This window comes from Pseudonocardia parietis (assembly GCF_017876315.1).
GTDB lineage: Bacteria > Actinomycetota > Actinomycetes > Mycobacteriales > Pseudonocardiaceae > Pseudonocardia > Pseudonocardia parietis.
On the sequence record NZ_JAGINU010000001.1, the window covers coordinates 5,664,064 to 5,684,197 of the forward strand.

A 20,134-nucleotide genomic window follows, 5' to 3' on the forward strand; every position below is an offset into this window, starting at 1 on the left:
GCGGACACCGATCAGCTCAGCGCCGTGTCCTGTTCCGGCGACGACCGCGGTTCCAGCCACCGATGATGCCGATGGCCTCGACGAACGACTCTGCGGCCTTGGAGAACTTGCGACCGGCCTTCCGCATCGGTTCCTCCTGGGGATGTTCTGCTGGGGGCGCCATCACGGTCCCAGGCCCCGGTTCGTGAGGAACACGGGGGCCTTGGGGCATCCGGGTGGCGAACCACCCACCGTTGCTTCCATATCGGTAGCGTCTTCCCTCTCACGGAGCACACCCGTCCGGCGTGTCCTGCTCGCGTCCCGTCGCCCGGAGCAACGCTCCCCGGCACTCGACAGCACCTCGCGTCCGTTCGGGGGTAGTCCGTTCAAGTCGGCCTGTTGGTCCGGCGCCGCACCCGGGTGCGGCGCATGCTGGCCGTACGGGTGAACCGACCGGAGGGAGTCACCGGGTGTCACCGGACGTAGTGATGTGGGTCGTCGTCGCGGCCGTCGTGCTGCTCGTGCTCGGCGTGGTGCTGGTCGTGGGGTCGCGGATCCGCGGCCGGCGCCGGACGGCCGCCCTGCGGCGGCACTTCGGGCCGGAGTACGACCACGTCGTGGAGCAGTCGAGCGGACGCTCGCAGGGCGAGGCGGAGCTGCGACGACGGCTGAGCCGCCGTCGCGAGCTGGACGTCCGTGAGCTGGACGCCGACGAACGCGAGCGGTTCGCCACCCAGCTGCAGCAGGCCCAGAACTCCTTCGTCGAGACCCCGCGCACCGGGCTGCGCGACACCGACCTGCTCCTGCAGCAGGTGCTGCGCGAGCGCGGGTACCCGGTCGAGCACTTCTCCGAACGCGAGGCGATGGTCTCGGTCGACCATCCCGACCTGGTCGGGCACTACCGCGACGCGCACGCGATCGCCGTCGCGGACACCCGGGACGACGCGGACACCGAGCAGCTCCGGCAGGCGATGGTCGACTACCGGTACCTGCTCGACGAGCTCATCGGGCCCGGGCACCCGGAGAGCACGCAGCGCGGCCTGCCGGCGTCGTGACGGGGACCGCCGCGCTGCCCGACCCGGATCGCGGCGGTGACACCGGCGCGGCGGCCGCCGAGGGCGATGTGCTGGACGGTCGCTACGAGCTGCGGGAGCTGGTCGGCGAGGGCGGGATGTCCCAGGTGCACCTGGCCCACGACCGGGAGCTGGACCGGCCGGTCGCGGTGAAGATCCTCCGGTCCGACGATCCGGACGAGCGGGCCCGGCTACGCGACGAGGCCCGCGCCGTGGCCGCGGTCGACCACCCCGGCGTGGTGGCGGTGCACGACGTCGGCGAAGGTCCCGGCGGCGTCCACATCGTCATGTCCTACGTGGCCGGTGAGACGCTCGCCCGGCGGCTCGACCGCGAGGGCCCGCTGCAGCCCGACGAGGTCGTGCGGATCGGGCTGGCCGTCTGCGACGCGCTCGGCACCGCCCACCGGGCCGGGATCGTGCACCGGGACGTGACCCCCGGAAACATCATCCTGGGGGCGGGCGGACGGGTGACCGTCGTCGACTTCGGGATCGCCAGGATCGGCGAGGGCGCCGGGCGCACCCGCACCGGGCACGTGATCGGGACGCCGCTCTATCTCGCGCCGGAGCAGGGACGGGCGACCGGGACCCTGGACGGGCGGACCGACCTCTACTCGCTGGCGTGCACCCTGTTCACCGCACTGACCGGGCGGCCCCCGTTCACCGACCCGGACCCGTTCACCGTGGTGCTCGCGCACCTGCGGGAGACGCCGCCACGGCCGTCGTCGTTGCGTGCGGGCGTACCGCCCGCCCTGGAGGAGGTGCTGTTGCGGACCCTCGCGAAGGACCCCGCGCTGCGCCCCGCCGACGCCGACGCCCTCGCGGCGGGCCTGGCGTCGAGTGTCGGCGCCGCCGCCCCGGGGCGGGCCCGCACCCGCGAGTTCCCGGCCGGGGAACCCGGGGCGGCGGACGTCGATCCGCCGCCCGCATCCGGGCCGGCCGGGCGTGCCGGCCCCGGAGCGACCGGGCCGCACGCGCTCGAACACACCCTCGCCGATGTCGAGCACGACGACGGCAGACGATCCGACCGCCGCCGGGGAGCCGGGCTCGTGCTCATCTCGCTGGCCGTGCTGCTCGTCCTCTGCGTGCTCGTCGCGGTGGTCGTGTTCGGCTGACGCACCGACGGGCCTGCGTGCTCAGGACGGGTCGACGAACGTGTCGAGGGCGATCCCGGCCGACAGGATCGGCCCCACCAGCGCCTGCATCCCGCGCCGCGGCAGTGCCTCGATCCGGGCGGCGAGCCCGGGCAGCGCACGGTGCGCACCGGCCTCGACGACGTGCGCGACGTTCAGGGCGGCGAGCTGGTGGTTGTCCGTGGCGCTGTGCCCCTGGGCCGAGAGCGGGACGAGGACGGCGTCCGGCAGCCGCGCGACGACGCGCTCGGCGATCGACCGGGGCGTGCGGACGTCCCGCTCGCCGGAGATCACCGCGACCGGCCAGGTGAACCCCGGCAGCTCGGCAGCCAGGTCGTACGGCGGCGTGTGCCCGGTCTGCCCCGGGTGGTCGCCGTAGGTGCGCTGCAGGTCGAGCACCTCGCCGTCCGGCGGGACCGCGAAGCCGAGCTCGCCGAGCCCGATCGGCCGGACGAGATCACCGTCGAAGATCATCGGGATACCGTCACCGGTGGTCTCGCCGGCGCCCAGCCCGGCGATGCGCGCCCACGAGCGGCGTGCCCCGCCGCGAACCCGCGCGGCGAGCAGGCGCTCCAGCCGGGCCGGGCCGGCGAACTCGTGCACGGTCCGTACGACGGCGGTCAGATCGCGCGGATCCTCCCCGTGCTCGGCGAGCGTCGCCACCAGCTCCGCGGCGCGTGCGGTCCGCGGGTCCCGCCCGTCCCGGTAGAGCCCGCGCAGGTGCGCGCGGACCGCGGGCACCGCGCCCGGGCCGGTGGCGGGCGAGTCGAGCACCATCGCCGCCACCCGGCCCGGGTGCCGCACCCCGAAGACCTGGGCCAGGTAGGCGCCGTAGGACGTGCCGAGCACGACCGCGCGCTCGACACCGTTCGCGTCGAGGACCGCGGCGAGGTCGTCGGCCGCGGCACAGGTGGTGACGTCGTCGGTCGTCAGGTCGGCCCCCGTCGCGTCGGTACGCGAGAGCCCCACCCCGCGGTGCTCGACCATGATCACGTCGAGTCCGCGGGCCTGCGCGGCCCGGCGCAGACCGCTGTACGGCAGCACGCTCGCCAGACCGGGCCCGCCGGGGACGACGACGATCGGCGTCCGGTCCCCGGCCCGGGCACGGACCCAGGCCAGCGGCAGGGTGCGGCGGCCGTCGAGGGGGCGCTCGACGACACCACCGTGCTTCGCCACCTGGTCGCGGGCCGAGCGCAGCCGGACGGCGGCCGCGCGCTCGGCCCGCCGATCCCGTTCGGCGTCGGCGGTACCGGCCCCGCTCCCCTGCCGGTCCTGCCGCTCCGCCGCCCCCGTCGCGCTCCGCACCACTGTGGTCTCCCCCCGGTTCGTGTGTCCCCTGTCCACGAACGGGATGCGGCCGCGGTTCCCGGAGCGCTGTGTCCCCCGTGCCGCGCCGCCGTGGTGTGTCCTCGGCTCGGCGCAGCGGTGGTGTGTCCTCGGGCCGGCGCGGCCGTGCTGTGTCCCCGGGCCGGGCGCGGCCGTGCTGTGTCCCCGGGCCGGCGCGGCCGTGCTGTGTCAGGCCGGGGCCGGTGTCCGCCGCAGTACCAGGGCGAGCGCGAGGGCGCCGGCCAGCAGCGCGCTGACGTAGCAGACCACGCCGAGCCAGCCGGCCTGGTCGTAGGCGATCCCGCCGACCGCTCCGCCGGCGCTGGAACCGGCGTAGTAGCCGACCAGGTACAGCGACGACGCCTGGGCCGGCACCGCCCCGGTCAGCAGCGCGGACCGGCGTCCGACCCAGCTGCTGGCGACCGAGTGCGCGCCGAAGAACCCGACGGTCACCAGGAGCAGCCCGAGCAGGACGGTCACGAGCATGTCGGCGACGGTCACCCAGATGCCGGCCAGCGCGAGCAGGGTCGCGACCCACAGCACCGGACGGCGGCCGAACCGGTCCCCCAGCCGCCCGGCCCCTGTGGAGGCCCAGCTACCGGCGAGATAACCGAGGAACACGAGCCCGACCAGCGTCCCCGGCAGCGCGAACGGCGGCGCCAGCAGCCGGAACCCCAGGTAGTTGTAGACCGTCACGAACGCGCCCATCAGCAGGAACGCCATCCCGGTCAGGCACAGCAGGCCGGGATCGGCGAGGTGGCGGCGCAGTGGCCCGCCGACCTCGCGCAGCCGGGTCGGCGGCGGGGTGGGTGCGGTCGCGGGCGGCAGCAGCACCCGGAACAGGACCGTCGCCGCGACCGAGACCGCACCGACCGCGGCCAATCCGGCCCGCCATCCGCCGAACTCGGCCACCCAGGTCGCGATGAGGCGCCCGGAGAGCCCGCCGAGGGTGTTGCCTGCGATGAGCAGCCCGACCGCGCCGCCGAGATGCCGGGCGGCGACCTCGTGCGTCAGGTGCGCCATCGACAGGGCTGGCAACGCGGCGAGCGCGATCCCCTGCAGCGCGCGGACGACCACGAGCACCTCGAAGGTGGGCGCCAGCGGTGCGAGCAGCGCCAGGACCGCGGACACGCCCAGCGCCCACGTCATCACCCGGGTCCGGCCCCAGGACTCCAGGACCGCCGACAGCGGGAGGACGGCGAGGGCGAGCGTGCCGGTGGTCGCCGACAACGCGAGGCTGGCCGCCGACGAGCTGACGCCGAACTCCGCCGAGAGCGTCGGCAGCAACCCCTGCACGCTGTAGACCAGCACGAACGTCGCCATGCCGGACAGCCACAGCGCCGCACCGAGCCGCCGGAAGCCCGGGGTGCCGCGCTCGTGCGCGGGCGCGAGACGGGAGGCGACGCCCGCGGGATGTTCGGTCGTTGTCATCGCACATGACCGTAGAGGCGCCTCAGAGATGCGTCCAATGCATACGTCCGTCAAGTAGCATGCAGATGTGCATGAGTCGTTGGCGCCCGCGCTGCACCGGTTCGCCGCCGTCGCCCGGACCGGGCACCTCACCCGGGCCGCGGAGGAGATCGGGGTTCCGCAGCCGACGCTGTCCCGGGCGATCGCGCGGCTCGAGGACGAGCTCGGTGTCGCGCTGTTCCACCGCGTCGGGCGCGGCCTGCGGCTCACCCCGGCCGGCCGGACGTTGCTGCCGCGGGCCGAGGCCGCGCTCGCCGAACTGGCCGCTGCCGCGGCGGAGCTCGCCGGGGACGCCGACCCGGCGAGCGGACGGGTCGCGTTCGGTTTCCTCGGCACGCTCGGCACCGAGGTGGTGCCGCGGATCCTGAGCGGTTTCCGGCAGGCGCATCCACGGGTCCGGATCGAGCTGGTGCAGAACCCGCACGCGGAGCTGCTCGACCGGGTCCGGGACGGCACCGTCGACCTCGCACTGACCTCGCCGATGCCCGACGAGCCGGGCCTCGCGGCCACGGCGCTGGCCGAGGAGGAGCTGCGCCTGGTGGTCCCCGCGGGGCACCGGCTGGCCGGGCGCTGTGCGGTGGACCTCGCCGAGGTCGCCGAGGAGCCGTTCCTGCTCTTCGCCCGCGGGTACGGGCTGCACGGCACCGTCGAGGCCTGGTGCGAGCAGGCCGGGTTCCGGCCGCGCCGGGCGTTCGAGGGTGGCGAGACCGGCACCCTGCGCGGGCTGGCCGGGGCGGGGCTCGGCGTGGCGTTGCTGCCGCTGGGCCCGGACGTCCCCGGCGTGGTCCAGCTGCCGGTGCGGGCGCCGCGCACCGTGCGCACCCTGGGCATGGTGCATCCGGCGGGCGACCGGCCGGTGCCGCCGGTGCGCGATCTGCGCGCGTTCGTCGCCGAGCACGGGCCACGGTTGCTGGCGCACGGGTTACCGTCGTCGTCGTGGAACGCGTGATCGACGACGAGGGCCGCGAGGTCCCGGTCCCGGCCCGGGTGCGCCGGGTGGTGTCCCTGGTGCCGTCACTGACCGAGGCCGTGGAGGCGACAGCGCCCGGCCTGGTGGTCGGGGCGACCGACTGGTGCACCCATCCCGCCGACCTCGCCGCCGAGCGGGTCCGCGGCACCAAGAACCCGGACGTCGGGAAGGTCGTCGCGCTCGCCCCGGACCTGGTGCTCGCCAACCAGGAGGAGAACCGGCCGCCCGACCTGGACGCGCTGCGCGAGGCGGGCCTGGCCGTCTACGTGACCGACATCCGCGACGTCGACGGCGGCATCGCCTCGCTCGCCCGGATGCTCGCCGCGTGCGGGCTGCCCGAACCGGCCTGGCTGCGCGAGGCCCGGGCGCTCTGGGACGCGATCGAGCCCGCGTCCCCGCGACGGCGGGCGGTCGTGCCGATCTGGCGCAAGCCGTGGATGGCGGTCGGCTCGGACACCTTCACCGGCGCCGTCCTGGACCGGCTCGGGATCGACAACGCGCTCGCCGACTCCCCCGAGCGGTACCCGAAGATCGACCCCGCCGCGCTGCCCGAGCACGACCTGGTGGTGCTGCCCGACGAGCCGTACACCTTCACCGCCGATGACGGCCCGGAAGCCTTCGCGGCACCGTCCGCCCTGGTCAGTGGCCGGTTGCTGACCTGGTACGGGCCCAGTCTGGTCGACGCGGCCCGCGAGCTCCCGGCGGCGCTCGGGCTCGCCGACCCGGGACCCCCGTCTCGCTGATCCGCGTCCGACGGGCCGTCCGGCGTCCGCGGGGAGAGTTTCGACGAGCGCGACCCGTCGCTGTCGCTGCCGTCGTCGTCGGCGCTCGGCGCGACCTGGGACCCGGCTGCCGCTCGCCGGTACGGCTCCGCGCTCGGTGCGGAGGCCCGGCGGCAGCACGTCCACGTCGTCCTCGGCCCGACGATCAACCTGCACCGGGCCCCGTACGGCGGGCGGCACTTCGAGTCGATGTCCGAGGACCCGCTGCTGACCGGTGAGCTGGCCGCGGCCTACGTCGAGGGCCTGCAGGCACACGGCGTCGCCGCCACCCCGAAGCACTACGTCGCCAACGACGCGGAGTCCCAGCGGTTCACCGTCGACAACCACGTCGACGACCGTGCCCTGCGCGAGCTGTACCTCGCCGCGTTCGAACCGGTCGTCACCCGCGCCGGGGCGTGGGCGGTCATGTCCGCCTACAACGCCGTCAACGGTCCGACGATGAGCGAGAACCCGCTGCTCACCGAGCCACTGACCGGTGAGTGGGGGTTCGACGGGCTCGTCATGTCCGACTGGGGTGCGGTCCGCAGCACGGAGGCGTCGGCGAACGCCGAGCAGCACCTCGTCATGCCTGGCCCGGTCGGCGCGTGGGGCGAGCGGCTGGTCGCGGCGGTCCGCGCCGGGCGGGTGCCCGAGGCGGTCGTCGACGGCAAGGTGCGACGGCTGCTGCGCCTCGCCGCCCGGGTCGGCGCACTGGACGGCGTGACGCCGGCGGACGGCACGGCGCCGGAACCGGTGGCCAAGCCGGGGCCGGAGTCGGGGGCTGTGCCGGGGCCGGAGGATGGCGCCACGGCCGCCCGCGAGCTCGCCGTCGCCGGGAGCGTGCTGGTGCGCAACACCACAGGGAGCCGCGCGAGCGACACCGCGGCCGGCCGCGTGGGCAACGCCGCCGAGCTTCCCTGGGACGCTGCCTCGCTCGGTTCGGTCGCGGTGCTCGGCCACAACGCCGCGCTGGCCCGCACCCAGGGCGGCGGCAGCGCGACCGTCCGGCCGGCCGCCGTCGTCTCACCGCTGGAGGGGCTGCGCCGGGCCCTCGGTGAGAGCCGGGTGCACTACCGGCTCGGCGCCCGGGTCGCCGAGGGGGTCCAGCCGTTCGACCCCGCCGCGATGACCAACCCGGTGAGCGGCGAGCCCGGCCTGCGTGCGCTGTTCCGCGACGCCGCCGGGACCGAGCTGCGGGTCGAGGACCGGCGGGGCGCCTCGCTGATCTGGATGGGTCCCGAGGTCCCGTCCGGTACCGACCACGTGGAGGTCGCGGTGCGGTGGGACGGGCCCGGCGGCACCCACCGGCTCGGCGCGTCCGGCGCCGGGCACGTGACGCTGGAGGCGGACGGGCGGACCGTGCTCGACGCCGAGGGAGTGCTCACCGGCGACCAGGGGCCCGGAGCGGCGATGTTCGAGGCACCGTCGGTGACCACGGAGCTGTCCACCGACGGCCCGGTCGATCTCGTCCTGCGGTTCCGACCGTCCGGATCGGAGGCCGGGATGCCGCTGGTGGCGGTGACGCTGGGCGAGGAGACGGTCGTCGAGGACCCGGCGGCCGAGATCGCCGAGGCGGCCCGGCTCGCCGCGGAGTGCGACGTCGCGGTCGTGGTCGTCGGGACGAGCGACCGGATCGAGAGCGAGGGCTTCGACCGGTCCTCGCTGGCCCTGCCAGGGCGTCAGGACGACCTGGTCCGCGCCGTGGCCGCGGCGAACCCGAGGACCGTCGTGGTGGTCAACTCCGGGTCGCCGGTGCTGCTGCCGTGGCGCGGCGACGTCGCCGCGATCCTGCTCGGCTGGTTCGGCGGGGAGCGGTTCGGCGAGGCGGTCGCCGACGTGCTGCTCGGCGCCGCGGAGCCCGGCGGACGACTGCCGACCACGTGGCCTGCGACCGGTGACGAGCGCTCCGTGCTGTCCGGGGTTCCGGACGGTGGTGTGCTGCGCTACGCGGAAGGCATCCACATCGGGCACCGGAACTGGCTGCGCCACGGCGAGACGCCGGCGTACCCGTTCGGGCACGGCCTCGGGTACACGAGCTGGACCCTCGACGGCGCGACCGTCACCGGGCACGAGGTCGAGGTGACGCTGACCAACACCGGCGACCGGCCCGGGCGGCAGGTCGTGCAGGCCTACCTGTCCCGCCCGGACTCCGGCGTCGAGCGCCCGGTGCGGTGGCTGGCCGGCTGGGCCGTCGTCGACGCCGCGCCGGGACCGACGACCGCCCGGATCACCCTGCCGGACACCGCGTTCCGCCACCGCGAGCACGACCGCTGGGTGACCGAGCCGGGCGTCTACACCCTGCACCTGGGGTTCTCGGTGACCGACGTCCCGCTGCGGGCCGAGGTGGTCGTGGAGGCAGCGTGACCGGACGAGGGGCACAGGAGCGCTGTCATCGCTTGATCGACAGCGTCTCCTGTGCCCCTCGTGGACCCGTCAGGCGCGCAACAGGTCAGAGCACTTCTCACCGATCATCATCGTGGTGATGTTCGGGTTGATCGCCGGCAGCAACGGCATCGCCGAGCCGTCGGCGACGCGCAGGTTCTGCACGCCGCGCACCCGCAGCTGCGGGTCGAGGACGGCCATCGGGTCGTCGTCGGTGCCCATCTTCGCCGTGCAGGCCGGGTGGTAGACGGTGTTGTGGGTCTTGGAGATGTAGTCGGCCAGGTCGTCGTCGGTGACGGCGTCCGGGCCGGGGGCCAGCTCGGCGGCGATCCACTCCTTCAGCACCGGCTGCTCGGCGATCCGCCGGGCCAGCCGGATGCCCTCGGTCATCACGCGCATGTCGTGCCCGTCGGGGTCGGTGAAGTACCGCGGGTCGACGCGCGCCCGGTCGCGGAAGTCGCGGGTGCGCAGCCGCACGGTGCCCCGTGACCGGCCGCGGGTGACGTTCGGCGTCAGGCAGAACCCGTTGTCGGTGGTCGGGTAGCCCCAGCGCACCGTGTTCATGTCGAACGGCACCGACCCGTAGTGCATCATCAGGTCCGGCCGGTCCAGGCGCGGATCGGTGCGGTGGAACAGCCCGATCTCCCACCACTGGGTCGACTCGGTGACCATCGGCTTCGCCGCGTCCCAGAAGACCAGGCCCTCGACGTGGTCGTCCAGGTTGGACCCGACGCCCGGCAGGTCGGAGCGCACGTCGATGCCGAACTCGCGCAGGTGATCGCCCGGCCCGATACCCGAGAGCATCAGCAGCTTCGGGGTGTCGATCGCGCCGGCGGAGAGGATCACCTCGCGGTCGGCGTGCACGGTCTCCCGGCCCGGCGCGATGCCCCGCTGGTACTCCACCCCGGTCGCCCGGGTGCCGTCGAAGAGCACCTGCGACGCCCAGCAGTCGGTGCGCACCTCGAGGTTCGGCCGGGAGTCCAGGATCGGGTGCAGGTAGGACACCGACGCCGAGGACCGGGTCCCGTCCGGCTTCGAGTTGATCTGGAAGTAGCCCGCGCCGTCGGTGACGGTGTGCCCCTCGTTGAAGCGCGTGGTCGGCATCCCGACCGCGGCGGCGGCCTCGAGCACCGCGTTGCCGCAGGGGTCGCGCGGCGGGACCTGCACGAGGTTCACCGGGCCGGAACGCCCGTGCCCGTCCCACTCCCCGTCGTTGGTCTCCAGGCGGGTGATCAGCGGCCAGCACTCGTCCGCGGACCAGCCGGTCAGTCCCATCGACGCCCACTCGTCCAGGTCCTCACGCGGGGTCCAGAACGCGATGCAGGAGTTGTGCGACGAGCAGCCCCCGAGCACCTTCGCGCGGGCGTGGCGCATGTGCGAGTTGCCGCGCTCCTGCGGCTCGATCAGGTAGTCCCAGTCGTAGCCGGAGTCGAGCAGGTTCATCCAGTCGGCGAGCTTCAGGATGTTCGGGTCACCGACGTCGGACGGTCCGGCCTCCAGCAGCAGCACCCGGGTCGACGGGTCCTCCGAGAGCCGCGCGGCGACCGCGCACCCGGCGGAGCCGCCACCCACGACGACGTAATCGAATCGCCCACCCACGGCCCGCCCGCTGTCGAAACGGTCGCTCATGCCTGCTGCCCCTCGGTGCCCCCCGCGAACCAGCGCTGCGGCTCCGGCTCGGTGTTCTGCCAGATGTGCTTGATCTCCTGGTACTCCGCCAGGCCGGTCGGGCCGAGCTCGCGGCCGTTGCCCGAGCGGCCCATGCCGCCCCATTCGGCGGCCGGGAAGTACGGGTGGAAGTCGTTGATCCACACGGTGCCGTGGCGCAGTGCGTTCGCCACCCGGTTGGCCCGGCCCATGTCCTGGGTGAACACCGCGCCGGCGAGGCCGTATTCGGTGTCGTTACCCAGCCGGATCGCCTCGGACTCGGTGCTGAACCGTTCGACGGTGAGCAGCGGGCCGAACGTCTCCTCCCGGATCAGCCGCGAGTCCGGCGGCAGATCGGTGATCACCGTGGGCAGGTAGAAGTAGCCCTTCTGCAGCTCCGGCGCGTCCGGGCGGGCACCGCCGCAGCGGATCGTCGCGCCCTCGGCCCGCGCCGAGGCCACGAAGTCCTCGATCTTGGCCAGGTGCGCCGCCGAGACCAGCGGACCGACCTCGACGCCGTCCGCCAGGCCGTCGCCCAGCCTGATCAGCCGGGCCCGCCGGACGATCTCGTCGACGACCGCGTCGGCGATCGAGTCCTCGATGATCAGCCGGGCACCCGCCGAGCAGACCTGCCCGGAGTGCAGGAACACCGCGAGCATCGCGTAGTCGACCGCGACCTCGAAGTCGGTGTCGGCGAAGATGATGTTCGGGTTCTTCCCGCCCAGCTCCACCGCGGTGCGCTTCACGGTCTCCGCGGACGCCCTGATGATCGCCTGCCCGGTGCTCAGGCCACCGGTGAACGACACCATGTCCACGTCCGGGTGCGTGGTGAGCGGGGCGCCCACCGACGGCCCGTCACCCAGCAGGATGTTGACGACACCGGCCGGGATCCCCGCCTCCGCGCAGAGCTCGACCAGCGTGACCGAGGTCAGCGGCGTGACCTCGCTGGGCTTGATCACCATCGTGTTGCCGGCCGCGATCGCCGGGGCGACCTTCCAGGACAGCTGCAGCAGCGGGTAGTTCCACGGCGTGATGAGCGTGCAGACGCCGACCGGCTCGTGCACGATCCGCGACACGACCGTGTCGCTTCCGGCGTCCACGATCCGCCCGGAGTCCTTGCCGGCGAGGCCCGCGTAGTAGCGGAAGACGGCAGTGACGTCGTCGACGTCCTGGCGGCCCTCGGCGATGGTCTTGCCGGTGTCGAGGGTCTCGGTGCGGGCGATCTCCTCCCGGTCCCGCACGAGCAGATCCGCGATCCGTCCGAGGATCGCGCCGCGCTCGCCGGCGGACGTGGCACGCCACGGACCGGTGTCGAAGGCGCGCCGGGCGGCGGCGACCGCGCGGTCGACGTCGTCGGGTCCCGCCTGGTCCACCTCGGTCACGATGGACGCGTCGTAGGGGTTGATCACCGGCGCAGTTCCCGCGGACCCGGCAGTCCAGATTCCGTCGATGTAGAGGCTCGGCACCGCAGCAGCGTTCACCTGCGGCGGAGCGAACGCAACCCGGGCTCCACCGTGGATGATCATGCTCACCTGAGCGAGGGTATGACGCAACCTCGGCGACACCCCACCCGGCGCGCTAGGGTTGCGCCATGAGCAACCCGGTGCGCAGCCGTGAGTCGGGGGTCCAGTCCGTCGACCGCGCGATCACCGTCCTGGAACTGCTCGCCGGGCGGGGCGAGGCGGGGGTCAGCGAGCTGGCCACCGAGCTCGAGGTCCACAAGTCCACGGCGTTCCGGCTGCTCGGCGCGCTGGAGGAGCACGGCCTGGTCGAGCAGATCGGTGACCGCGGCAAGTACCGCCTCGGCTTCGGGTTGATCCCGCTCGCCGGGCGCGTCGCGGAACGGCTGGAGGTCACCACCCAGGGCCGCCCGGTGTGCGAGGAGCTGGCCGCCCGGCTCGGCGAGACCGTCAACATCGCGATCCCGGACCGCGGCTACGCCGTGAACGTCGACCAGGCCCGCGGGCCCGCGATGGTCACCACCTACAACTGGCTCGGCCGGATCACCCCGATGCACAACACGTCCAGCGGAAAGGTCCTGCTCGCCGCCGCCATCGCCGACGACCCCGCGGCCATGCCGGACGACCTCGGGCCGAGGCGGCGCGCGGCGCTCGCCGCGGAGCTCGTCCGGGTCTCCGAGCTCGGCTACGCGTGGTCGATCGAGGAGTTCGAGACCGGGCTCAACGCCGTCGCCGCGCCGGTGCACGACCACGCCGGGACCGTCATCGCGGCGCTGTCGCTGTCCGGGCCCGCCTACCGGATGCCCGCCGAACGGATCGAGGAGATCACCCCGGACGTCGTGGCGGCCGGCCGGGAGCTCAGCAAGCGGATGGGCTTCTGGAACGGGTGAGGAACCGTGCTCAGCCGGGGAGCCGCTCGAGCACCGGTGGCAGGAGCCGTTCCACCTCGTCGCCGTGCCGCTCGAACTCGCGCCGCAGCAGTGGCGCGGCGAGCTTCAGCAGTCCCTTGAACTTCCGGTCGGCCCGGTAGGTCACGGTGCTGCCGCCGTCCTCGGTCGGCTCGACGAGGAGGTCGTCGGTCGCCGTGACCGTGCTGTTCTCACCGACGAACACGAGCCGGGAGCCGCTGCGGTCGACCAGGGTGTAGGTCAGCTCGGTCTCCCGGCCGTTGAACACCGAGACGTTGTGCCAGGTGGCACCGGCCTCGATCGGACCACCGTCGTCGGACCGGGTGCAGGACTTCGTCCAGGGGTCCCAGACCTCGCTGTGCCCGAAATCGGCAAGATAGCCGAGCACGGTCTCCGCAGGGGCGGACACCGTCATCACCCGCGCGACGCCGACCACGACGCTCCTCTCACCCCGACCCGGACGGCGAGGATGGTCTCACGTCACCCGACCATGATCGAGAGCGACGCCCCCGTTCGGGCGAGGTGATCGCGGCCGTGACCCGGACGGGCCGTTCCGCCGCGGGGGCGGTGCCACCCGGCGCACACTCCGGACCGCCCGGTGGGTCGTCCCGCGAACCCGCCGGCGGAGCGGGAGGAGCGCCGGTGCACCACGGGTACGGAACCGGGTCGTCGCCCGCGGAGTCACGGGTGGCACGGGTCGAACCGGACCGGCTCGACGCGGCCGCGGTCCGGTTCGCCGAGATCGCGGCCGAGCTGGAGGCAGGCTCAGCGTCCGTCCCGGTGTGGGCGCCGGCCGCCGGGTTCGCCTCCGCCGCTGCCGCCGCGGAACGCGACGCCGACCTGGTCGCGGCGACCCGCGCGCACGCCGGCCGGGCACGGGCCCTCGGCGACGCGCTCCGCGGAGCGGCGGCCGCGTGGCGGACCGCCGACGACGCCGTCGCCGCGACGTTCACCCGCTGAGCCCGCCGTGCCGTCGCTCGCCGACCTGCTCGCCGCCGATCCCGGTGCCTGGCTGCGCCGGGCCGCCGCATGGGACGCGCTGGCCCGGTGCCTCTCGTCGGGCGCCGACGATCTGGACCGTCGCGGCTCCGCGGCACCGCCCGCGGACTGGCAGGGCGCCGATGCCGACCGGGCCCGCGCCGGGCGGGACGAGCTCTGCCGGCGGCTGCGCGCCGATGCCGGAGCCGCCACCCGCTCCGCCGAGGTACTCGGCAGGCACGCCGGGGAGGTACTGGCCGCACAGCGCCGGGTCGTGGTCACCGCGCTGACGGTGCACCCGCTGCTCGACATCGACTTCGCCACCGGAGCGGTCGGCGCCTCACGGGTGGCACGGTTGCTCGGCGGGGCCCTCCCGGCGCCCTGGCTCGCGGCGCAGCTCGCCGGGGACGCGACGCGGTTCGCCGCCGCGGTCCGGGCGGCGGTCGCCGAGGCGGCCCGGTCCGACGCCGACGCCGAGGCGGCGCTGCGGGCGCTGCGGCCCGGACCGGCACCGGGCACGCCCGCGGTCGCCGTGCCACCGGGCCCGGTAGCCGCCCGCAGCTGGTGGGCGGGGCTGACGCCCGACGAGCGGGAGCGCCTGACCCGCACCCGTCCGGATCTCGTCGGGGGCACCGACGGCCTGCCGGCCGCCGCCCGGGACCGGGCCAACCGGCTCCGTCTCGAGTCCGAACGCGACCGGCTGCGCCGGCTCGTCGCGCGGGAGCGCGGGACCGGCGACGCGGCCGGGGCGGCCCGCGCCGGGGCCTCGCTGGCCGGGCTCGACGCCGTGCACCGCAGGCTCGACGCCGGCGACGCGTTCCTGCTCGATCTCGCCCCCGGTGCCGGCGCCGGGCGGGTGGTTCTGGCGGTCGGCGACCCCGAGCGGGCGGCGCACGTCGTCACGCACGTCCCCGGGACGGGTGCGGGCTGGAGCTCGGTGCCCGAGGACCTGCGCCGGGTCGAGGCGACCCGCGCCGCAGCCGTCGCGGCCGCGCCGGGCGCCGACGTCGCCGCCGTGCTGTGGGTCGGCTACGACGCGCCGACCGGCCTGGGCGCCGCCGCGGACGACGGACCCGCCCGGCGCGCCGGCGAGGACCTGCGCGGGTTCCAGGAGGGGCTGCGCGCGGGACACCGGGGCGGTCTGCGCGCGGAGGACGACAGTCCCGCGCACCTGACCGTCGTCGGGCACTCGTACGGCTCGGTGGTCACCGGCCGGGCCGCGGGACCGGGCGTCGCCGCGGACGACGTCGTGTTCGTCGGGAGCCCGGGTGTGGGGGTGCGCGACGCCGGGGAGCTCGGCGTCCCGGCGGAGCGGGTGTGGGCGACGACCGCGCAGCACGACCCGATCTCCCGCGTCCCCGGCAACGAGCTGTTCGGCACCTCGCGCGGGCTGGGCGAGACCGGCCTGGCGCACGGGGCGAACCCGGCGGCCCCGGGGTTCGGCGCCCGGGTGTTCGACTCCGCCCCGGGCTCCGCGGTCCCGCTGCCGGACGATCCGGCGACCCCGACCGACGAGTCCGCGTTCGCCGCGGCACACAGCGCGTACTGGGATCCCGGCTCACCCGGTCTCGCGATGCTGGGACGGATCGTGGCCGGGACCGCCCGCCGTGACCACGAGTGACCGTAGGACCTCTTTGCGATACGCCCGTCCCGCCGTCCGGCCGAATGAGCGACCGCTCAAAGAACCAGCGATGGTGCAGGTCACAGATAGTCGTCAGATCGTGCGCGACTACCCTCCCATCCGGTCGGGACCGGGCAGTAGCATGCGGGCGTGACCGACACCGAGAGCAGACCGGCGCGGCGTACCGGGCGGCCCCCGCTGACTGACCGGGCGACCTTGCTCGCGGCCGCACGCGAGATCGGCTTCTCCGATCTGACGGTCGGCGCGGTGACCACCCGCGTCGGAGTCAAGTACTCCACGTTCTACCGGCACTTCCCCAGTCTCGAGGCGCTCGTCGCCGCCCTGGTGGACGATGTCGTGACCGACGCCGTCTTCCCCGACGTCGAGGGCCGCTGGCAGGAGCAGCTGCTGGCGTTCGCCGCGGCGACCTTCGACCTGATGGCCGAGCACCCGGGGCTCGCACCCGCGATGGTCCGGCTCCCGGACGAGCCGGACGCGATCATGACCGCGTTCCGCAGGCTCTCCGACCAGCTGCTCGCCGTCGGCTTCACCGCCGAGGACGCCGTGCTCGCCGCCGGCACGGCCGCGCAGATGGGCATGCAGCCGTGGCTGTGCTCCAACGGCCGGGGCGCGGGCGACCTGCGCAGGCGGGAGCAGGTCCTGGAGTCGGCGCAGGCGTTCGACCCGCAGGTCCGCGGGGTGTTCCGCGACCGGATCGACGACCCGCCCCGCAGCTGGACGCTGCGCCGGGTCGAGCTGGTGATCGCCGGGCTGGAGACCCGGCTGCCGGCCTGACGCGAGGCACGACGTACGAACGCCCGGGGTGCTCAAGGCACCCCGGGCGTTCTGCTTCGATCAGCCGATCAGGCGGGCACGACCTGGTCCGCCTGCGGGCCCTTCTGACCCTGGGTGACCTCGAAGGTCACGGCCTGGCCCTCGTCCAGGCTGCGGTATCCGGAGGACTGGATCGCGCTGAAGTGGACGAACAGGTCCTGCCCGCCCCCGTCCGGCGTGATGAACCCGTACCCCTTCTCCGCGTTGAACCACTTGACGGTTCCCTGTGGCATCCGGATGTCTCCTCGCGTCTTGCCGGTACCTACCGGATCGACCCTAGCCGTCCATCCCCCCGAGAGGGATGTAGCGACGGCATCAAAGTACGGCGCGTCGCCGGAAAGGTCCGCTTCGTCCTGATCTTGTGCAGGGCCGCACCGCCGCTCGGCCGAGTGATCACGACCGGTCCGCCGCGACCGGCCCCGACGGTCCGGCGAGTGCCCGGATTCCGTACACGGCGGAGGGCCCGGGCCGTCCTAGCGTCGGTGCCCCGAGGGTCGACGCGGACCCCGGGAACACCGGGAGGTCCGATGTCGACACGAGGGACGTCCGTGAACGCCGCGGCCCGGGTCGCCCGCGCCGTCGCGGCGATCGGTGCGGGACGGCCGGTGGTCGTCGCCGACGACGCCGACCGCGAGGACGAGGGCGACCTGGTGTTCGCCGCCACCCACGCCACGGCCGGGCTGCTGGCTTTCACGGTGCGGCACACCTCCGGGTTCGTCTGCGTGGCCCTGCCCGACGACGAGTGCGACCGGCTCGCGCTGCCGCCGATGGCCGCCCGCGGCGGGGACCGGTTCGGCACCGCCTACCGGGTCACCGTGGACGCCCGCGGGACCGGGACCGGGATCTCGGCCACCGACCGGGCACGCACCGTCGCGCTGCTCGGCTCGCCGGCAGCCGCCGCGGAGGACTTCGTCCGCCCCGGGCACGTGGTGCCGCTGGCCGCGCGGCCCGGTGGCGTCCTGGAACGTCCCGGGCACACCGAGGCGGCCGTGGACCTGGCGCGCCTGGCCGGGCTGCCGCCCGCCGGGGCGCTGTGCGAGATCGTGTCCACCGAGCGGCCCGGGGCGATGGCGCGCGGCGCGGAACTGCACCGCTTCGCCGCCGAGCACGACCTGGTGCACCTGACGATCGCCGACCTGGCCGCGGTCCTGGGCGAGCGGCCGCGCCCGGTGCGCCGGGCCGCGACGACGACGCTGCCCACCACGCACGGCACCTTCCGGGCGATCGGGTACGCCGACGGTGCCGCCGAGCACCTCGTGCTGGTCGCAGGCCGGCCCGCACCGGGTGTCGCGGTGCACGTCCACACCGAGTGCCTCGCCGGGGACGTGCTGCGTTCCACGGGCTGCCGGTGCGGCGCCGAGCTGGACGCGGCGCTGGCGGAGCTGGCCCGCGACGGCGGGGTGCTGGTGCTGCTCCGCCCGACCGGGCGGGCGCGGGCCTGCGGCCTCCTCGGTGACGGGCCGGGCACCGGGGACCCGGCGGTGGTGCGGGCGATCCTGACCGACCTCGGGGTCGGCCGGTACCCGGCCGGTCAGCCGGTCTCGACGTGGGCGCGCACCGCGGTGCCGTCCGAGCTGAGCCAGCCCTTCCGCTCGGCGTAGGCGAGCATCCCGGCGAAGCCGTCCTCCCACTCCGGCCCGACCCGGCCGGTGGCGAGCTCGCGGACGGCGGCGACCCGCACCAGGACGTCGTCGCCGTCCGGCTCGCCGACGCCGTGCGCGGCCAGCGCCGCGGTGAACTCGTCCGGGGCGACCCCGGCGGGGCGCACGACGTGGAACGCGGTGAGCACCTCCGGCTCGGCGAGACGGGCGTCTGCTCGGGTGATCTCGAGGTACACGTGTGGCCCTTCAGATGCGGTAGGAGCGGATCTTGGAGTAGAGCGCGGTGCGGGAGATGCCGAGCTCCCGGGCCGCGGTGGACTTGTTGCCGCCGTGGGCGTGCAGGGTCGCCGCGATGACCCGGGCCTCGGCCACCTGCAGCGGGGTCAGCGCGGACCGGGAGGCGGAGGCACGGACGTCGGCGGGTAGCGCGGTCGCCGTCACGACCGGGCCGGTCGCGCCCGCGACCGCGTCGGTCACGACCCGGGAGAGCTCGGCGAGGTTGCCCGGCCAGTGGTGGCGGCGCAGGGCCGCGAGCGCGTCCGGGGCGAACGACGACCCGCCACCGCGCCGGCGGAGCAGGGCCTGCGCGAGCCGGCCGACGTCGTCGGGCCGGCTGCGCAGCGACGACAGCACGACGGTGGCGGCGCCGAGCGCGTCGCACAGCAGGCTCGCGGACGGCGCGGGGATCTCGCCGTCGGGTGCGGTCACGGTCAGCCCCACCGGCGGGCGCCCCGCCGGGTCGGCGAGGAGGGCGGCGGCCGTCCGGGCGGCCGCCACGTCGAGCAGCTCGGTGTGCCGCAGGATCAGCGGGCCGTCGCCGCGCAGCGCCTCGCGCAGCCGGTCGAACCAGGAGCCGGGCCCGTCGACGGCGTGCGTGGCGGCGTCCAGCACCGTGCACGTTCCGCCCGGCTCACCTGTTCCGCCCAGCCCGCCCATCAGCACGCTCGCCTTGCCGGTGCCGGCCTCCCCGCGCACCGCGACCGGTCCCGCGGCCGCCAGCTCGGCGACCCGGCCGGTGGCGGCCGTCCACGGGTCGGTCCGGGGCGCCGCCGGCCGGCGCGGCACGGCGGTCACGGTCCGGGGGCCGGGGCCACTCACGGTGAGCACCGCACCCGCCGTCGCCCCGCCGGCGCGGACCAGCTCGACCCGGGCGGTGAGGTCGGCGGGAAGCCCGATCGTCGTGCCGTCCTTCTTCAGGCCGCGCAGCTCGTCCCAGAGATCGAGCCGGTCGAGCCCGAGCCCGCCGGCCGCGGCGTTGGTGATGAGCACCCCGTCCCCGACGACGGCGACCGGCCCGCTGCCCCGCCGCTGGGCGTCCAGGAACGCGTCGACCAGCCGTCGCTCCCGCAGGCTCGCGTGTTCGAGCAGCGCCCGGTGGATCTCCTCGACCAGCTTGCGCACGACGACGGTGATCAGCGAGTTCGTGTCGGCCGCCCGGCAGGTGACGTTGACGGCGCCGACGGTGCGCCGGGTGACCGGGTGGCGGATGGGTGCGGCGACGCAGGTGACGTCGTGGAAGCGCTGGACGTAGTGCTCGGCCCCGCGGACGACGGCGAGCGTGCCGGTCTCCAGCGCGGTGCCGAGTCCGTTGGTGCCGACGAACTCCTCGTCGAAGCAGAAGCCCTCGACCACCGACAGATCGTCCAGGGTCTCGCGCAGCATCGGCTCGGAGACCCAGCGCCAGATCACGCTGCCGCGCTCGTCGGACAGGGCGAGGCAGGAGCTGTCCCCCACCAGCAGCTCGGCCATCCCCGTCATGATCGGGACGGCGACCCGGGCGAAGGCGGTGTCCAGCTCGGTCTCGACGTAGGGGACGTCGACGTGCTCGGGGTCCACTCCGCTGAACCGGGAGCGACGCCAGGAGGTCAGGAGGTCGCCGCGCAGGTCGGGCGGCTCCTCACCGGCCTGGAACAGCTCCCAGGGGCTCCTCGTCATCACCCCTCCCTTCAGTGCACATCCTCACCACACCGGGGGTCACGCCGCCAGGGCCGGGT

18 protein-coding genes are annotated in these 20,134 nt (G+C 74.9%); 10 read left to right on the forward strand and 8 right to left on the reverse strand.

What is annotated here, in order from left to right:
* Positions 1-449: 449 nt before the first annotated feature.
* Entirely contained in the window at positions 450-1,034 is a 585-nt protein-coding gene (locus JOF36_RS26525; protein ID WP_210032006.1) for a hypothetical protein, read from the forward strand.
* Positions 1,031-2,164: a protein kinase domain-containing protein gene (locus JOF36_RS26530; protein ID WP_210032014.1), complete on the forward strand. Its 1,134-nt coding sequence runs from the start codon at positions 1,031-1,033 to the stop codon at positions 2,162-2,164. Before JOF36_RS26525 ends, JOF36_RS26530 begins: the two co-directional genes overlap by 4 nt.
* Positions 2,165-2,185: 21 nt before the next feature.
* On the opposite strand, the gene JOF36_RS26535 is transcribed toward JOF36_RS26530, so the two are convergent.
* Complete coding sequence (locus JOF36_RS26535) at positions 2,186-3,487, reverse strand: alpha/beta fold hydrolase (RefSeq protein WP_307862610.1); 1,302 nt, start codon at positions 3,485-3,487, stop codon at positions 2,186-2,188.
* Positions 3,488-3,697: 210 nt separating this feature from the next.
* Entirely contained in the window at positions 3,698-4,939 is a 1,242-nt protein-coding gene (locus tag JOF36_RS26540; RefSeq protein ID WP_210032016.1) for an MFS transporter, read from the reverse strand.
* A gap of 67 nt (positions 4,940-5,006) precedes the next feature.
* Between JOF36_RS26540 and JOF36_RS26545 the strand changes: the two genes are divergently transcribed.
* From JOF36_RS26545 to JOF36_RS26555, 3 genes are all read left to right on the forward strand, one after another.
* On the forward strand, positions 5,007-5,927 hold the full coding sequence (locus JOF36_RS26545; protein ID WP_210032018.1) for a LysR family transcriptional regulator: 921 nt from the start codon (positions 5,007-5,009) through the stop codon (positions 5,925-5,927).
* A complete protein-coding gene (locus JOF36_RS26550) occupies positions 5,924-6,691 on the forward strand; it encodes a helical backbone metal receptor (RefSeq protein ID WP_210036260.1) in 768 nt (255 codons plus the stop codon). The genes JOF36_RS26545 and JOF36_RS26550 overlap by 4 nt, the downstream gene beginning before the upstream one ends.
* Positions 6,692-6,757: 66 nt before the next feature.
* Entirely contained in the window at positions 6,758-9,073 is a 2,316-nt protein-coding gene (locus JOF36_RS26555) for a glycoside hydrolase family 3 C-terminal domain-containing protein (RefSeq protein ID WP_245352632.1), read from the forward strand.
* 69 nt (positions 9,074-9,142) lie between these two features.
* Here the strand turns inward: JOF36_RS26555 and JOF36_RS26560 are convergent, their stop codons facing one another.
* Together JOF36_RS26560 and JOF36_RS26565 are read right to left on the reverse strand one after the other, a co-directional pair.
* Positions 9,143-10,690, reverse strand: a complete 1,548-nt coding sequence (locus tag JOF36_RS26560; RefSeq protein WP_210036261.1) for a GMC family oxidoreductase — start codon at positions 10,688-10,690, stop codon at positions 9,143-9,145.
* A 26-nt stretch (positions 10,691-10,716) separates the two neighbouring features.
* Positions 10,717-12,204 (reverse strand): aldehyde dehydrogenase family protein, encoded by a 1,488-nt coding sequence (locus JOF36_RS26565; RefSeq protein WP_210036262.1) that lies wholly within the window; start codon positions 12,202-12,204, stop codon positions 10,717-10,719.
* Positions 12,205-12,329: 125 nt separating this feature from the next.
* On the opposite strand from JOF36_RS26565, the gene JOF36_RS26570 reads away from it, so the two are divergent.
* Positions 12,330-13,088: an IclR family transcriptional regulator gene (locus JOF36_RS26570; RefSeq protein WP_210032022.1), complete on the forward strand. Its 759-nt coding sequence runs from the start codon at positions 12,330-12,332 to the stop codon at positions 13,086-13,088.
* Positions 13,089-13,098: 10 nt separating this feature from the next.
* Here JOF36_RS26570 and JOF36_RS26575 read toward each other — a convergent pair whose 3' ends face one another.
* Positions 13,099-13,542 (reverse strand): SRPBCC family protein, encoded by a 444-nt coding sequence (locus tag JOF36_RS26575; protein WP_210032024.1) that lies wholly within the window; start codon positions 13,540-13,542, stop codon positions 13,099-13,101.
* Positions 13,543-13,793: 251 nt separating this feature from the next.
* On the opposite strand from JOF36_RS26575, the gene JOF36_RS26580 reads away from it, so the two are divergent.
* From JOF36_RS26580 to JOF36_RS26590, 3 genes are all read left to right on the forward strand, one after another.
* The gene (locus tag JOF36_RS26580) at positions 13,794-14,066 is read left to right on the forward strand and encodes a hypothetical protein (RefSeq protein ID WP_210032026.1); all 273 of its coding nucleotides are present in this window, start codon (positions 13,794-13,796) and stop codon (positions 14,064-14,066) included.
* A 7-nt stretch (positions 14,067-14,073) separates the two neighbouring features.
* Positions 14,074-15,705, forward strand: coding sequence for an alpha/beta hydrolase (locus tag JOF36_RS26585; protein ID WP_210032028.1), 1,632 nt, complete (start codon positions 14,074-14,076; stop codon positions 15,703-15,705).
* A 150-nt stretch (positions 15,706-15,855) separates the two neighbouring features.
* Positions 15,856-16,500, forward strand: coding sequence for a TetR/AcrR family transcriptional regulator (locus JOF36_RS26590; protein WP_210032030.1), 645 nt, complete (start codon positions 15,856-15,858; stop codon positions 16,498-16,500).
* Between the two features lie 68 nt (positions 16,501-16,568).
* On the opposite strand, the gene JOF36_RS26595 is transcribed toward JOF36_RS26590, so the two are convergent.
* Positions 16,569-16,772 carry a cold-shock protein gene (locus JOF36_RS26595; RefSeq protein ID WP_210032032.1) on the reverse strand — a complete coding sequence of 68 codons (204 nt, stop codon included), beginning with the start codon at positions 16,770-16,772 and terminating at the stop codon, positions 16,569-16,571.
* 294 nt (positions 16,773-17,066) lie between these two features.
* On the opposite strand from JOF36_RS26595, the gene ribB reads away from it, so the two are divergent.
* Complete coding sequence (ribB, locus tag JOF36_RS26600) at positions 17,067-18,140, forward strand: 3,4-dihydroxy-2-butanone-4-phosphate synthase (RefSeq protein ID WP_210032034.1); 1,074 nt, start codon at positions 17,067-17,069, stop codon at positions 18,138-18,140.
* Here the strand turns inward: ribB and JOF36_RS26605 are convergent.
* On the reverse strand, positions 18,071-18,376 hold the full coding sequence (locus tag JOF36_RS26605; protein WP_210032036.1) for a hypothetical protein: 306 nt from the start codon (positions 18,374-18,376) through the stop codon (positions 18,071-18,073). The two genes, ribB and JOF36_RS26605, sit on opposite strands and share 70 nt — an antisense overlap.
* 10 nt (positions 18,377-18,386) lie before the next feature.
* Positions 18,387-20,075, reverse strand: a complete 1,689-nt coding sequence (locus tag JOF36_RS26610; protein WP_210032038.1) for a sigma-54-dependent Fis family transcriptional regulator — start codon at positions 20,073-20,075, stop codon at positions 18,387-18,389.
* Positions 20,076-20,134: the final 59 nt, after the last annotated feature.

Excerpts from the sequence above, each read along its gene's own strand:
- JOF36_RS26570 (WP_210032022.1), top strand. The coding sequence starts at position 12,330 with ATGAGCAACCCGGTGCGCAGCCGTGAGTCGGGGGTCCAGTCCGTCGAC.
- ribB (WP_210032034.1), top strand. The coding sequence starts at position 17,067 with ATGTCGACACGAGGGACGTCCGTGAACGCCGCGGCCCGGGTCGCCCGC.
- JOF36_RS26540 (WP_210032016.1), bottom strand. The coding sequence starts at position 4,939 with ATGACAACGACCGAACATCCCGCGGGCGTCGCCTCCCGTCTCGCGCCC.
- JOF36_RS26610 (WP_210032038.1), bottom strand. The coding sequence starts at position 20,075 with ATGACGAGGAGCCCCTGGGAGCTGTTCCAGGCCGGTGAGGAGCCGCCC.
- JOF36_RS26595 (WP_210032032.1), bottom strand. The coding sequence starts at position 16,772 with ATGCCACAGGGAACCGTCAAGTGGTTCAACGCGGAGAAGGGGTACGGG.